The 14,211-nt window shown below is 67.3% G+C and carries 15 protein-coding genes and 2 tRNA genes; 10 read left to right on the top strand and 7 right to left on the bottom strand.

Features of this window, described 5'->3' with window-relative positions:
• Nucleotides 1-67: 67 nt before the first annotated feature.
• Complete coding sequence (locus FZ938_RS02635; protein WP_149197116.1) at nt 68-1,096, bottom strand: S1C family serine protease; 1,029 nt, start codon at nt 1,094-1,096, stop codon at nt 68-70.
• Between the two features lie 229 nt (nt 1,097-1,325).
• On the opposite strand from FZ938_RS02635, the gene FZ938_RS02630 reads away from it, so the two are divergent.
• Nucleotides 1,326-1,505, top strand: a complete 180-nt coding sequence (locus FZ938_RS02630; RefSeq protein WP_149197115.1) for a hypothetical protein — start codon at nt 1,326-1,328, stop codon at nt 1,503-1,505.
• 105 nt (nt 1,506-1,610) lie between these two features.
• Nucleotides 1,611-1,853: a hypothetical protein gene (locus tag FZ938_RS02625; RefSeq protein ID WP_085089261.1), complete on the top strand. Its 243-nt coding sequence runs from the start codon at nt 1,611-1,613 to the stop codon at nt 1,851-1,853.
• Nucleotides 1,854-1,860: 7 nt separating this feature from the next.
• On the opposite strand, the gene FZ938_RS02620 is transcribed toward FZ938_RS02625, so the two are convergent.
• The 3 genes from FZ938_RS02620 to FZ938_RS02610 all read right to left on the bottom strand — a co-directional run bounded on the left by FZ938_RS02620 (nt 1,861) and on the right by FZ938_RS02610 (nt 2,756).
• Entirely contained in the window at nt 1,861-2,106 is a 246-nt protein-coding gene (locus FZ938_RS02620; RefSeq protein WP_246457462.1) for a hypothetical protein, read from the bottom strand.
• Nucleotides 2,107-2,374: 268 nt separating this feature from the next.
• Nucleotides 2,375-2,450 (bottom strand) — tRNA-Asn (locus tag FZ938_RS02615).
• A gap of 232 nt (nt 2,451-2,682) precedes the next feature.
• Nucleotides 2,683-2,756: transfer RNA gene (locus tag FZ938_RS02610), tRNA-Cys, on the bottom strand.
• A gap of 320 nt (nt 2,757-3,076) precedes the next feature.
• Here FZ938_RS02610 and FZ938_RS02605 point away from each other — a divergent pair.
• From FZ938_RS02605 to FZ938_RS02585, 5 genes are all read left to right on the top strand, one after another.
• Nucleotides 3,077-3,733 (top strand): protein-L-isoaspartate O-methyltransferase family protein, encoded by a 657-nt coding sequence (locus FZ938_RS02605; RefSeq protein WP_149197113.1) that lies wholly within the window; start codon nt 3,077-3,079, stop codon nt 3,731-3,733.
• A 102-nt stretch (nt 3,734-3,835) separates the two neighbouring features.
• Nucleotides 3,836-4,162, top strand: a complete 327-nt coding sequence (locus FZ938_RS02600) for a rhodanese-like domain-containing protein (RefSeq protein WP_085089264.1) — start codon at nt 3,836-3,838, stop codon at nt 4,160-4,162.
• 2 nt (nt 4,163-4,164) lie between these two features.
• Nucleotides 4,165-5,568: a TolC family outer membrane protein gene (locus FZ938_RS02595; RefSeq protein ID WP_149197112.1), complete on the top strand. Its 1,404-nt coding sequence runs from the start codon at nt 4,165-4,167 to the stop codon at nt 5,566-5,568.
• 96 nt (nt 5,569-5,664) lie between these two features.
• The gene (locus tag FZ938_RS02590) at nt 5,665-6,354 is read left to right on the top strand and encodes a DUF2497 domain-containing protein (protein WP_149197111.1); all 690 of its coding nucleotides are present in this window, start codon (nt 5,665-5,667) and stop codon (nt 6,352-6,354) included.
• 66 nt (nt 6,355-6,420) lie between these two features.
• Entirely contained in the window at nt 6,421-9,069 is a 2,649-nt protein-coding gene (locus FZ938_RS02585; RefSeq protein ID WP_174757294.1) for a valine--tRNA ligase, read from the top strand.
• A gap of 52 nt (nt 9,070-9,121) precedes the next feature.
• Here FZ938_RS02585 and FZ938_RS30415 read toward each other — a convergent pair whose 3' ends face one another.
• From FZ938_RS30415 to purM, 3 genes are all read right to left on the bottom strand, one after another.
• On the bottom strand, nt 9,122-9,265 hold the full coding sequence (locus FZ938_RS30415; protein ID WP_158282093.1) for a hypothetical protein: 144 nt from the start codon (nt 9,263-9,265) through the stop codon (nt 9,122-9,124).
• Nucleotides 9,266-9,390: 125 nt separating this feature from the next.
• Nucleotides 9,391-10,044 carry a phosphoribosylglycinamide formyltransferase gene (gene purN, locus FZ938_RS02580; protein WP_149197109.1) on the bottom strand — a complete coding sequence of 218 codons (654 nt, stop codon included), beginning with the start codon at nt 10,042-10,044 and terminating at the stop codon, nt 9,391-9,393.
• Nucleotides 10,045-10,078: 34 nt separating this feature from the next.
• On the bottom strand, nt 10,079-11,140 hold the full coding sequence (purM, locus tag FZ938_RS02575; protein ID WP_149197108.1) for a phosphoribosylformylglycinamidine cyclo-ligase: 1,062 nt from the start codon (nt 11,138-11,140) through the stop codon (nt 10,079-10,081).
• A gap of 142 nt (nt 11,141-11,282) precedes the next feature.
• Here purM and FZ938_RS02570 point away from each other — a divergent pair, with 142 nt between their 5' ends.
• Genes FZ938_RS02570 through FZ938_RS02560 form a run of 3 tightly spaced genes read left to right on the top strand, consistent with a single transcriptional unit; the run spans nt 11,283 to nt 14,205 of the window.
• Entirely contained in the window at nt 11,283-12,584 is a 1,302-nt protein-coding gene (locus tag FZ938_RS02570) for a DUF2066 domain-containing protein (RefSeq protein WP_246798988.1), read from the top strand.
• Entirely contained in the window at nt 12,581-13,141 is a 561-nt protein-coding gene (locus FZ938_RS02565; RefSeq protein ID WP_149197106.1) for a CDP-alcohol phosphatidyltransferase family protein, read from the top strand. The genes FZ938_RS02570 and FZ938_RS02565 overlap by 4 nt, the downstream gene beginning before the upstream one ends.
• Nucleotides 13,138-14,205, top strand: coding sequence for an AI-2E family transporter (locus FZ938_RS02560; RefSeq protein ID WP_149197105.1), 1,068 nt, complete (start codon nt 13,138-13,140; stop codon nt 14,203-14,205). The genes FZ938_RS02565 and FZ938_RS02560 overlap by 4 nt, the downstream gene beginning before the upstream one ends.
• Nucleotides 14,206-14,211 lie beyond the last annotated feature (6 nt).

Genomic DNA, 14,211 nt, shown 5'->3' with positions numbered 1-14,211 from the left:
GTTTTCGACAAGGTGCTACGCCGCCGCGCCCACCACAAGCGCCCACCCACAGGCGCAGGTGCGGGTGTCACAGCGTCGGGTTCAGCCGCAGGAAGCGCACGCGGTCGGCCGAGGTCACCGGGACGGGGGTCAGAGTGGCGCCGCGCATCACCTCCAGCGGCACGACGACGCCGGCCGGCCCCAGGCCCCAGAGCTTGCGGTAGAAATCCGCCAGTCCGCTGAAGCGCTGGCCGCCGACTCCGACGATCCAGTCGCCCGGACGCAGGCCGGCCGACTCGGCGGGACTGCGCGGCGACACCTTTTCCACCATCAGCCGGCCCAACTCCTCGCGCAGGGTAACGCCCAACCACGGCCGGGCCGGCTCCTGGCGGCGGCCATAGGCGAGCAGGTCGGCGAGGATCGGCTCCAGCGCCGACACCGGGACGAACATGTTGCCGGGCAGGCCGCGGCCCTCCACCGCCTCCATCACCAGAAGCGATCCGATGCCGACCAGCCGGCCTTCGCGGTTGACCAGCGCGGCGCCGTTGAAGGCGCGGATCGGCGGGAAGGTGAACAGGGCCTCGTCCAGCAGATATTCCCAGTAGCCGGCGAACTCGCGCTTGCTGACCAGCTTCACGGCGGTGGCACTGCGATTGTCGCCGCCGCTGAGCGCCAGCAGCGTGTCGCCTTCCTTGACCGCATCGGCGGTGGCCAGCCGCAGCCAGGGGGCCGTGAACCCCATCTCCGCCCGCAGCAGACCGAAGCCGCTGACCGGGTCGTAGGCGACCATGCTGGCGGGATAGCTGCGCCCGTCGGCGGCGGTGACCTCTATCTGCGAGGCCTCCATCACCGTATAGCCGATGGTCAGGATCAGGCCGGACCCGTCGATGACCACGCCGCTGCCCTCGCGGTCGGTTCCCAGCGTACGCGCGCTCTGGCTGTCCGGCGGCACCACGGCGCTGATGCCGACGACGGAGCGGACGACGCGATCCGGATCAAGTTGCTCGGGGTCCGCCGCCTGCGCCGGGCGGGCGCCGAGCACGCCCAACTGAATACCGACAAGGACAAGGATGGCGGCCGCCAACCGCGGCACGACCGGTGCTGAGATGACCCGCATGACACCGCACTCCCGCGCAAGGCAGGGCCAAGGGCACCCCCGCGGTCGCGCGGCCCTGTCCGTCGCGACTCGGGTGACACTGACATGACATTGCGCTCGAGTCGCGGCTCATCAAGCGGCTGGGAGGCGCTGGCTGGGCCTTCGAGGGAGGAAACATACCGCCGCCGGGCGGTGTTGTGCTGTCCGAGACCGGAATTCGGTCCGGACAATGAAGAGGAAAGGCGACAGCATGCCCATCAACAGCGAGCAGGAACTGGAACAGGCCGTCCAGGAATTCCAGCGCCTGACCGACGCTCCGGAGGGCTCGGAGGACGGACGCCGCCGCAGTGTTCTGGACGCGGACATCAAGGCGTATTACGCCAGATGCGCCGACACGATGCGGCCGGGCAAGCCGCCCTCCACCAACTGACGGAGGACGGGCGCGGATCCGGGTGGTCTGGCGGTGGAGGGCGGCCCAGTGGGGGGCGGCATGGCCGGCCGGCAGAAACGGCGATTATGAGGAGACCGGTCCGCGATGAAGCGACTCGACACCTGTTACACCTGCCGCTTCTGGGAGGGGCAGGGGCTCCGCCAGCGCGGGCCGAAGGGGACCTGCCGGCGCTATCCGCCGGTGGTGACCCCGCGCAGTCCCGAAGGCGACTTCCCCATCACCCTGTCCACCGACTGGTGCGGGGAATGGAAACGCGTGGCCGTTGCCGCGGTCGGGGGCGATCCGTCGGAGTCCGGCGATACCATCTATGACGATCTGGTGGAATAAGGCCGCCTCACCGCGGGTGGGGCGGAATTACCAGGACCGGGGTGTTCTCGTAGGCCTGCGGCCGGCTGTCGGTGGCCGGACCGTTCCAATCGGTGCTGAAAGCCAGCAGGGCGACAAGCACCGCCGCCAGGAACAGCAGGACCGCGGTCACGCAATCCACCGTCCGCACCGGATGGTCGTCGGGTTCGGGCGAACCGCGCCCGGTTCCGTCGACCGGTGGAGCGGTGCGAAGACGTTCTGACTGGAATGGCATAAGCACGGCGATCCTCCATGGCTGGAGACGCCCGGTCCAAGACTGGGTCCGGATTGTTATCAAGTCTAACGCCGTGCGGCCGGGGGCGGCATTTCGCTTCCGGCAAATCAGGATCGTCTTTTGGGACTAGTTCTTGTCACATTGGGCGACCGTCGGTCCTAGCCCGACTGCTTTAAACCGAATTCGGTTACTTAACCGCCACAGTCAAGGCGCAATGACGCGAAAAGAAGAAAAGGCCGGATGCGTGTGGCATCCGGCCTTTTCGATCTGGCTCCCGGTGCTGGACTCGAACCAGCGACAAGCGGATTAACAGTCCGCTGCTCTACCAACTGAGCTAACCGGGATCGGTGACTGACCTTTCGGCCGCCGCCGTTGTTGGCGTGGCGGGTGTATAGCCGAACCATCCGGCCCTGCCAAGCCAATTCCGACAGGAAAATGAATTTTCTTGCCGCAAGGATCGAAGGGGCGTGCGGGGGCAATCCGTCAACGAAAACAAGGCCCAAACGCAAAAAACCCCGCCGGGGGGGCGGGGCTGCGTTCGAACCGGTTGGTCGTCTGCCAAACTGTCGTCAGGTATGGAGGCACGGGCGGGAATCGAACCCACGTACACGGATTTGCAGTCCGCTGCATCACCACTCTGCCACCGCGCCATCCTGACCGGCACCGGCGCGCCGTTTCCGGTGCGCCCTCGGTGTGGAGCGGTGGTATAGCGGCACGGAACGGAGCGGTCAAGGCGAATGGTGACGATTTTTGAACATCATTGATCGGGCCGTCCAGGCAGCATCCTGCCGGGAGTTCGGCCGACAGTTTTCCCGGTACACGGCAAAGGCCGGACGCCCATCGCTCGTGGCCCCATCGCTCGTGGCGTTGTGTTCGCCGAGCCTTTGCGGCTATATACCGCCATGGCAGGAAGCCGTTCGCTGTTCGGCTTGGTGCCGGTGTCGTCACAACACATCAATAAGCGACCGCCATGACCGATTTCGCCGCCGCACGCTATTTCATGGTCGAGGGACAGATCCGCCCCAACAAGGTGACCGATCAACGTCTCGTCGATGTCCTGTCGGAGCTTCCGCGCGAAGCCTTCGTTCCTGAGACGGCGCGCGGCGTCGCTTATGTCGATGACGACCTCCCCATCGGCAAGGGCCGTTTCCTGCTAGAGCCGATGGTCTTCGCCCGCATGCTGCAGGCCGTCGCCGTGCAGGAGACCGACCGGGTGCTCGACGTCGGCGCCGCCGGCGGCTACTCCACCGCGGTGCTGGCCCGCCTCGCCTCGTCGGTGGTCGGCATCGACTGCGACGAAGGGCTGACCGCCGCTGCCACCGCCGCGCTGGCCGGGCAGGGCATCACCAATGCCAAGGCCGTCACCGGCCCGCTGGCGGAGGGGTACGCCCAAAACGCCCCTTACGATGTCATCGTCGTCGAAGGTACCGTGCCGGAGGTGCCGGCGTCGCTGACCGACCAGTTGGCGGAGGGCGGACGCCTCGTCGCCATCGTCCACGGCAAGGGCGCCGTCGGGGAGGTCCGCCTGTTCCAGCGGGCCGCCGGCGTGGTGTCGAGCCGCATCCTGTTCGAGGCCCAGCCGCATGCGCTGCCGGGCTTCGAAAAGAAGGCGTCCTTCGTGTTCTGACCGGATTCGCCGGTTGGACAGGTCTTGAACTGAACCGTGCAGTTTACCTCTGCGCGGTTCTGCGCTACCGTCGCCGTCGCCCTTGCACGAAAGTGAGCACCCATGGCCGCGCCGTTTGAGATCGAGGTGGAAGAGCTGGACCGCCGCCGCAAGGCCGGCGACGATCCGGTCGTCCTCGACGTGCGCGAGCCGTGGGAGTTTGCGCTGTGCGCCATCGACGACAGCCTGCACATCCCGATGAACGGGCTTCCCGGCCGGGTGGATGAGCTGCCGAAGGACCGCGACATAGTCGTCGTGTGCCATCACGGTGGCCGCAGCGCGCAGGTCACCATGTGGCTGCGTTCCAGGGGCTTCGACCGCGCCATCAACCTGGATGGCGGTGTCGATGCCTGGGCGCGCCGAATCGACCCGAACATGAAGGTCTACTGAACATGACCGTGCGAAGCCGTTTTGCGCGCCGCTGGCTGCTGGCGACGGCCCTGACCCTGACCGCCACGATGGGCACAGCAGTGACCGGCGGTGGTACGGCCCAGGCGCAGTCCCTGGAACAGGCCCTCGCCCAGGCCTATGCAAACAACCCGACCATCGGCGCCCAGCGCGCCCGTCTGCGCGCCGTCGACGAAGGCGTGCCGCAGGCGCTGTCCGGCTACCGCCCGACGGCCCGCGTGACCGCCGGCATCTCGCGCTCGACGGGCGAGAGCAAGTATGACGGCGGTTCGACGGGGTCCGAGAGCAATCCCAAAAGCGTCGGCATCACCGCCACCCAGCCGATCTACGACGCCACCGTCGCCCCGGCCGTCCGCCGCGCCGAGCGGCTGGTCGAGGCGCAGCGCGCCACCCTGATCGCGTCGGAACAGTCGGTGCTGCTGGCCGCCGCCCAGGCCTATCTGGACATCGTCCAGAACCAGGCCATCCTGCAGCTGCAGATGAACAACGAGCAGGTGCTGCGCCGTCAGCTGGACGCCGCCCGCGACCGCTTCCGCGTCGGCGAATACACCCGCACCGACGTCAGCCAGTCCGAGTCGCGCCTGTCGGCCGCCATCGCTTCCAAGATTTCGGCCGAAGGCACGCTGCGTGCCTCGCGCGCGACCTACGAGCGTCTGGTGGGCTCCGCCCCCGGCGAGCTGAAGGCGCCGAAGCCGGCCTTCCGCCTGCCGAAGAACCTGGACGAGCTGGTCGAGCTGGCCCGCGCCAACAACCCGAACGTCCTGTCCGCCTCCTATAGCGAAGCGGCGCAGCGCGAGGCGGTGGATCAGCAGTACGGCCGCCTGCTGCCGTCGGTGAACCTGTCGGCCTCCGGCAGCCGCACCTATGATCCCGGCCGCTCCTCCGGCATCGACCTGAACCGCTCCGACAGCGCGCAGATCACCGCCCAGGTGACCATCCCGCTCTATCAGGCCGGTCAGCCCGAAGCACTGGTCCGCGAGGCCAAGCAGACGGCCAATCAGGCCCGCCTGCAGATCGAGGAGGCCCGCCGTCAGGTGACCGAATCGGCGGTCAGCGCCTGGCAGTCCCTGCAGACCGCGCGCGCCAGCATCGAGTCCTACTCGGCGCAGATCAAGGCGGCGCAGATCGCCTTGGAAGGTGTCCGTCAGGAGGCGCAGGTCGGCTCGCGCACCGTGCTCGACGTGCTGAACCAGGAACAGGAACTGCTGAACGCCCGCGTTTTCCTGGTCCGCGCCCAGCACGACGAAATGGTGGCGGCCTTCAATGTTCTGGCGTCCAGCGGACAGTTGACCGCCGACCGGCTCAACCTGCCGGTCCAGAAATACGACCCGCAATCGAATTACGACAAGACGCGGGGCAAGTGGTTCGGAACTTCGGTGACCGAATGAACGAGACGGCCCGCGAAAGCGGGCCGTTTTTGTATTATGGCTTTTTTGTCAGCACTGCCCTAGGTTTGGGTCAGGTTGACGTCTCGGGTTGCCACGATGAGCGATAAGGGCCAGCAAGAACCTTCGATGGAGGAAATCCTCGCCTCCATCCGGCGGATCATTTCCGAGGACGGCGAGCCTGCCAAATCGGAAACCCAGGCGCCTTCGCCGCCTCCACCGCCGCCACCCCCTCCGCCGCCGCCTCCGCTACCCCCAATGGTGGAGGAGGACGACGACGTCCTGGAATTGACCCAGATGGTGGAGGATGAGCCGGACGAGCGGCCCGACTTCGGTCAGCAGGACCCCGACCCGTGGCCGGAGGAACCCGCCTTTCCGGAACCGTCGCCTCCGCCGCCGCCGCCCCGTTGGGACGAGCCGGAGCCCGAGCCGATGCCGCCGCCGCGTCCCGCCGCCCGGCGGCCGGCGCCGGTATTTGACGATTTCGAGGATGACGAGCCGCCCCCCCCGCCGCGGCCGCGCCGCCGCGTGGTCGATCCGGATGACGGGCTGATCTCCCGCCGGACGGCGGAGGATGCCTCGCACCACCTGACCCATCTGGCGCGCGAATTGGGCGACGACCTGTCCATCGGCCCGATGCCCATCGGCATCCGCACGGTGGAAGAGGTCGTGCGCGAGCTGCTGAAGCCGCTGCTGAAGGAATGGCTGGACGAGAACCTGCCGACGGTGGTCGAGCGGCTCGTGCAGCAGGAAATCGACCGCATGATCCGGCGGTCGCAGAAGTTCTGATCCTGTCTTCCTGAGCCCCGCCTTTTTGAGCCCCGGTTGAGACGTTTCTAGCGAAAGTTCGTGGTGATGTTGGAAAAGACGTACCGGCCCGCCGAGGTCGAGGAGAAGCACTACCGCCTGTGGGAAGAGTCGGGCGCCTTCGCCGCCCAGCCGCAGGGGAACGGCAAGCCCTACACCATCATGATGCCGCCGCCGAACGTAACCGGCAGCCTGCACATGGGCCATGCGCTGACCTTCACCATCCAGGACGTGCTGACCCGCTACAACCGCATGCGCGGCCGTGACGCTCTGTGGCAGCCGGGGACCGACCATGCCGGCATCGCCACCCAGATGGTGGTGGAGCGCAACCTGGCGAAGGACGGCAAGACCCGTCACGATTTCGGCCGCGACGCCTTCATCGACAAGGTGTGGGAATGGAAGGCCGAATCAGGCGGCACCATCACCCGCCAGCTGCGCCGCCTGGGTGCCTCGCCGGATTGGCCGCGCGAGCGTTTCACCATGGACGAAGGGCTGAGCCGCGCCGTCCGCAAGGTGTTCGTCGAACTACACCGCCAGGGGCTGATCTACAAGGACAAGCGTCTGGTCAACTGGGACCCGAAGCTGCACACCGCGATCTCCGACCTCGAGGTCGAGCAGAAGGAGATCAAGGGCAACCTCTGGCACTTCCGCTACCCGATCGACGGGGAGGAGGGCCGCTTCATCGTGGTCGCCACCACCCGTCCGGAAACCATGCTGGGCGATACCGGCGTCGCGGTGCATCCGGAGGATGATCGTTACAAGGACCTGATCGGCAAGATGGTCCGGTTGCCGCTGGTCGGCCGCCTGATCCCCATCGTCGGCGACGAATATGCCGATCCGGAGACCGGTTCGGGCGCCGTGAAGATCACGCCGGCCCACGACTTCAACGATTTCGAGGTCGGCAAGCGCTGCGGGCTCGAGCAGATCAACATCATGGACCGCGACGCCCGGCTGAACGACAACGTTCCCGAGGCCTATCGCGGGCTGGACCGCTACGAGGCGCGCAAGAAGGTCGTTGCCGAACTGGAAGCGCTGGAGCTTCTGGAGAAGATCGAGCCGCACACCCACATGGTCCCGCATGGCGACCGTTCCGGCGTCGCCATCGAGCCGTGGCTGACCGACCAGTGGTACGTCGACGCCGCGACTCTGGCCAAGCCGGCGATCGAGGCGGTGGAGACCGGCAAGACGGTGTTCGTGCCCAAGCAGTGGGAGAACACCTATTTCGAATGGATGCGCAACATCCAGCCCTGGTGCATCAGCCGCCAGATCTGGTGGGGCCATCAGATTCCGGCCTGGTACGGCCCGGACGGCACCTTCTTCGTCGAGGAGACGGAAGAGGAGGCCCGCGCCGCGGCCCGGACGCATTACGGCCGGGACGTCGAACTGACGCGCGACGCCGACGTGCTCGACACCTGGTTCTCGTCGGCGCTGTGGCCGTTCTCGACGCTGGGCTGGCCGGACCAGACGCCGGAACTGGACCGCTATTACCCGACCGACGTGCTGGTGACCGGCTTCGACATCATCTTCTTCTGGGTCGCCCGGATGATGATGATGGGCCTGCACTTCATGAAGGATGTGCCCTTCCGCACCGTCTACATCCACGCCCTTGTCCGTGACGAGAAGGGCCAGAAGATGTCGAAGTCGAAGGGCAACGTCATCGATCCGCTGGAGATCATCGACCAGTACGGCACCGATGCGCTGCGCTTCACCCTGTCGGCGATGGCGGCCCAGGGCCGCGACATCAAGCTGGCGGTGAACCGGGTCGAGGGCTACCGCAACTTCGCCACCAAGCTGTGGAACGCCGCACGCTATTGCCAGATGAACGGTTGCGAGCCGATCGCCGGCTACAAGCCGGTCGGGCTGACGCAGACGGTCAACCGCTGGATCGTCGGCGCGCTCGCCGATGCGGCGAAGAAGGTCGCCGAGTCGATCGACGCCTACAAGTTCAACGAGGCCGCCGGTGCCGCCTACCAGTTCACCTGGGGCACCTTCTGCGACTGGTACATGGAGTTCACCAAGCCGATCCTCGCCGGCACGGACGAGGCGGCGAAGGCCGAGACGCGGGCGACCACCGCCTGGGTGCTGGACCAGATTCTGCACATCCTGCACCCGCTGATGCCCTTCATCACCGAAGAGCTGTGGGAGCAGCTTTCTCCGGCCCGCGCCAACCGCCTGATCTCGGCGGAATGGCCGGAATTCGCCGCCGACGTCATCGATCCGGCGTCCCGCGACGAGATGGATTGGGTGGTGCGGCTGATCTCCTCGGTCCGCTCCATGCGGTCGGAGATGAACGTTCCGCCGGCAGCGCAGATCGAACTGAAGCTGAAGGATCCGAACGCGGTCAGCCTGAAGCGGCTGGACACCCACCGCGACCTGATCCTGCGCATGGCCCGCCTGTCGAGCGTCGATCCGCTGCAGGGCGACGTGCCGAAGAGCAGCGTCCAGGCGGTGCTGGACGAGACCACGCTGGTTCTGCCGCTGGAAGGCATCGTCGATCTCGACAAGGAGAAGGCGCGCCTGTCCAAGGAGATCGACAAGCTGACCGGCGAGATCAAGAAGATCGACGCCAAGCTGTCGAACGAGCAATTCGTCGCGAAGGCTCCGGAAGAGGTGATCGAGGAGCAGCGCGACCGCCGCGAGGCCGCCGACCAGGCCCGCGACAAGCTGCAGAAGGCGCTGGAGATGCTGGCTGGGTGAGTTTGGGGGGAGGGGGCGGCTTTGAACGCCCCCTCCCTAACTTCCTCGTGTTCTACAGCGTAAAGATCGCCAGCAGCACCAGCACCGCGATGACTCCGGCGATGCTGAGCTTCATGAACTTGGTAAAGGCGATCCAGTTCGCCTGATGTGCGCGGACGGTCTCTTCACTGACCGGGTTCGGACTGACGGCCGCCATTTCGATCAACCCTCCAACAGTTTCTTTTGCCCGCAATTTTTGACGCGGACGCACGGAAACGCAACAGATTCCGAGCGGAACCGTCAACTATGCCGGAAGAGGAATGATCGGAAGGAAGAGCGCGCCTAGAGCGGCGGGTTCACCACGGCCGCAAGGTCCGGAACCGTGCCTTCGATCCGCACCAGATCGCCGTCGACTCGGGCGCGGCCCTCGGCGATCAGACGAACGGCGTGCGGGTAGAGGCGATGTTCCGATTCCAGCACGCGGTCGGCCAGACGGTGGGCATCGTCACCGGGAAGGACCGGAACGGCGGCCTGGGCGATGATCGGGCCTTCATCCATCTCCGGCCGCACATAGTGCACGGTGCAGCCATGGAAACGAACGCCGCTGTCCAGCGCCCGCTGATGGGTGTCCAGCCCCTTGAAGGAGGGCAGCAGCGACGGGTGGATGTTGATGAGCGCGTTGTGCCACTGCCCGACGAACCAGGGCGACAGCAGGCGCATGAATCCGGCGAGGCAGACCAGATCGACACCCGACTCGCGCAGGGTGGCGTCCATCGCCGCCTCAAAGGCCGGCTTGTCGCCGGGATAGTCGCGGTGGCTGACCACCGCCGTGGCGATGCCGGCCTTGGCCGCCCGCTCCAGGCCGAAGGCATCGGCCTTGTTGGACAGGACCAGCGCGATCTCGGCCGGGAAATCGGGCGCGGCGCAGGCGTCGATCAACGCCTGCAGATTGCTGCCGCGCCCCGAGATCAGGACGCCGAGCTTCAACTTGCTCATCTAACGATCCTTGGGACTTTTCCGGGGGCGTCCCTTACGCGGTCCAGGCCGCGTCCATGCCATTGACGGTCACACGGGCCTCGCCGTCCTTCAGCGCGGTGACGGTGCCGACGGTGTAGACCGTCTCGCCGCCCTCGCGGAGGATGTCGATGGCATCCTGCGCCTTGTCGGCGGGAACCACGACGACCATGCCGAGGCCGACGTTGAAGGTGCGCGCCATCTCGTACGGGGCGATGCCGCCGGTCTTCATCAGCCAGGAGAAGACGGGGGGCAGGGTCCAGGTCGAGGCGTCGAGCACCACGCCCAGCCCATCGGGCAGGACGCGCGGAATGTTCTCGATCAGGCCGCCGCCGGTGATGTGGGCCATGGCACGGACCGTGCCGGCGCGCACCGCCTTCAGCGTGCTCTTCACATAGATGCGGGTCGGCGTCAGCAGCGCCTCGCCCAGCGTCTTCGACTCGTCCCACGGGCAGGCGGAGTCGTAGCCGAGGCCCGACTTCTCGACCAGCTTGCGAACCAGCGAATAACCGTTGGAATGCACGCCGGTGGAGGCGAGGCCGAGAACCACGTCGCCCGCCTGGACGGCGGAACCGGTCAGGGCATGCTGGCGTTCCACAGCACCGACGGAAAAGCCCGCGAGGTCGTAATCGCCTTCCGAATACATTCCCGGCATCTCGGCGGTCTCGCCGCCGACCAGCGCGCAGCCGGCCTGACGGCAGCCTTCGGCGATGCCGGCGACGATGTCGCGGCCGGCGGCCACGTCGAGCTTGCCGGTGGCGTAGTAATCCAGGAACAGCAGCGGCTCGGCGCCCTGCACGACCAGATCGTTGACGCACATGGCGACGAGGTCGATGCCGACCGTGTCATGACGGTTGGCGAGAATCGCTACCTTCAGCTTGGTGCCGACACCGTCGGTCGTCGCGACCAGAAGCGGATCCTGGTAGCCGGCGGCGCGCAGATCGAACAGCGCGCCGAAACCGCCCAGGCCCGCGTCGGAGCCTGAACGCGCGGTGGAGCGGGCAAGGGGCTTGATCGCTTCGACAAGCGCGTTGCCCGCATCGATGTCCACACCGGCCTGCTTGTAGGCGTCGGACATGTTATAGGACTGGGTGCTGATGGTATCCTCGCTTGGGCTGAGCTATATACCGGGCCTTGGGCTCGGGCCGAACATACTCGAATCGGAAGGCTTTGCAATGCTCCACCGCCGCCGCGCGCCGCTCCTCGCCGGTCTTGCTGCCATGTCCACCGCTCTGGTCCTGACCATGACCGGGCCGGCGGGGGCGCAGACCGGTACCCTGCCGCCGGCCGCCGTCTCGTCCGCCGCCGATCCCTTCGCCGTGTCCGGCGTGAATGTCGACATCAGCGGCGGCAATCCGACCACGATCCGCGATCAGGCGATCCGCGAGGCGCAGGCCAAGGCCTGGGCCGAACTGTACCGGCGCCTCGTTCCCGGCGGAGGCAATCCGCCGCGCCTGTCGGACAACGAGATCGCCAGGATGGTCCAGGGATTCGAGATCGACGAGGAGAAGGTGTCGGGCAGCCGATACGTCGGCGCCATCACCGTGCGCTTCCGTCCGAACGCGGTGCGCGACGCGCTCGGCCAGAGCGGCGGCGCCGCCCAATATGTCGAGCCGCCGTCGCGCCCGTTCGTCATCCTGCCGGTGACCCAGAGCGACGGCCGCACCATCCTGTGGCAGGACCGCACCCCCTGGCGCGCGGCATGGGAGGCGCGGCAGTCCGCCGCGTCGCTGGTGCCGCTGGTGGTGCCGGACGGCGAGCTGTCCGACGCCCAGGCGATCAGCGGCGAGGACGCGATCGCCGGCAATTCGGAAGCGCTTTCCCGCATCGCCCAGGCCTATAAGGCCGGCGGAGTCGTGGTCGCCCGCACCGACATGCCGGCGAACGGGCCGGACCCGGCGCGCGGCCTGACGGTGGACGTCACCCGCTATGGGCTGGACGGCACCCGCGACAGCCAGACGGTTCAGGTGAAGAGCGGCGGCAGTGCCGACGAGCTGATGAACCGTGCTGTCGCGGCGGTCGGTACCCAGATCGACGACTCGTGGCGGCGCCAGCACACCACCGCCACCGGGCCGGAGCAGAACACCATCGTCAGCGTTCCGCTGACCGCGGTGAACGATTGGGTGGAGACGCGTAAGCGGCTGTCCGCCGTTGCCGCGGTGAGCCGCACCAGCCTGATGTCGATCAGCCGCAACGAGGCGCTCATCACCCTGACCTATCGCGGCGATCCCGATCAGCTGGCTCAGGCGCTCGCCCGCCAGGATCTCGGATTCGCGCGGTCGGCCGCCGCGCCCGCCGGCTATCCGGGGGCGCCGCTGCCGGTGCAGTCGGCCGATTGGCAGCTGACCCTGCTGCCGCGCGGGTCGGGTGCGGCCTCCGCCGGTGCGGTTCCTTCCGCTGCCTCGCCGATGGCGTCGCCGACGTCGCTGGCGCCGTCGGCGCCGATGGATGCCGGCGGTCCGGCCACCATGGGCGCACCGCCGCGCAACCTGGGCACGCTGCCGGCCAAGAGCATCCCGTGAGCGTTCCCAACATCATCACGTTCCTGCGCATCGTGGCGGTTCCGGCCGCGATGTACATGATCCTGACCGGCAACATGGAATGGGCCTTCGCCCTGTTCGTCGCCGCCGGTCTGTCCGATGCGCTGGACGGCGCCATCGCCCGCATGTTCCGCGCGCGTACGGTGCTGGGGGGATATCTCGATCCGCTGGCCGACAAGGCGCTGATCGTCGGGGTGTATGTGGCGCTGGCCTGGGTCGGCGCGATTCCGCTGTGGCTGGCAATGATGGTGGTGTTCCGCGACATCATGATCATCGGTGGAGTCATCCTGCTGTTCACCCTGAAGGAGACGCTGGCGATGCAGCCGCTCTACGTCAGCAAGGTGAACACGGTGGTGCAGATCGCGCTGGCCGCCGCGATTCTGGCGCCGCCGGCGCTGGGGCTGCCGGACATCCGCCTGTACGGGTGGGAACTGGTCGATGTGCTGGTGTACGCCTGCACGGTGACGACGGTGCTGTCCGGCGTGCTGTACGCGCGGCGCGGCGCCCTGCTGTTCAACCGGCTCGGCGGCGTTCCGTGACGGCGGCCAAGCAGCTCCGCTTCTGGCTGATCGGGCTGGGGCTGTTCGTCCTGGCGCTTTGGCTGCTGTCGGACATGCTGCTGCCCTTCGTGGTCGGGCTGGCCATCGCCTATCTGCTCGACCCGGCGGTCGACCGGCTGGAGGCGGCGAGGCTGCCGCGCTGGCTCGGCACCACGCTGGTGCTGCTGGGATTCGTCCTGGTCATGGTGCTGATGGCCCTGCTCCTGCTGCCGCTGGTGCAGGGGCAGGTCTCCCATCTGCTGGAGGTGCTGCCGACCTACGCCACGCTGGTGAAGGAGCGGTTGATCCCGGCGCTCGACCGCTTCATCCACCGCCTGCCGGCCGACGATGTCGAGCGGCTGCGCGCCGCCGCCGGCACCTATGCCGGGGAGGTGGCCGGGCTGGTCGGCCGCATCGTCACCCGCATCCTGTCGGGCGGGCTGGCGCTGTTCGACATCGTCACGCTGATGTTCATCACGCCAATCGTCGCCTTCTACATGATGCGCGACTGGGACCTGATGGTGGGGAAGGTCGATTCGTGGCTGCCGCGCCAGCATGCCGAGACGGTGCGCGAGCAGGCGCGCGAGGTGAACGTCACCCTGTCCGGATTCGTGCGCGGGCAGGCGACGGTCTGCGTCGTGCTGGGCGTCTTCTATGCGCTGGCGCTGTCGGCGGCCGGGCTGGACTTCGGTCTGGTGATCGGTCTCGTCGCCGGGTTGCTGTCCTTCATCCCCTATGTCGGCAGCCTGTTCGGCTTCGTCGCCAGCACCGGTCTCGCCCTGCTGCAATTCGACGAGTTCTGGCGCGTCGCCATCGTGGTCGGCATCTTCCTGTTCGGCCAGACGGTGGAAGGCAATGTGCTGACGCCGAAGCTGGTCGGCGACAAGGTTGGACTGCATGCGGTCTGGGTGATGTTCGCGCTGCTGGCCGGCGGCAGCCTGTTCGGCTTCGTCGGCGTGCTGCTGGCGGTGCCGGTGGCCGCGGTGATCGGCGTGTTGACCCGCTTCGCGTTGCGACAGTATCTCTCGAGCCCGTACTACCGCGGCACCGACGCGGAACGCTGATGGGTG

Origin of the sequence: Azospirillum oryzae, assembly GCF_008364795.1 — a bacterium.
Taxonomy (GTDB): domain Bacteria; phylum Pseudomonadota; class Alphaproteobacteria; order Azospirillales; family Azospirillaceae; genus Azospirillum; species Azospirillum oryzae.
Note: the sequence above shows the minus strand (reverse complement) of the source record. Positions and strands in the feature narration are given on the sequence as shown.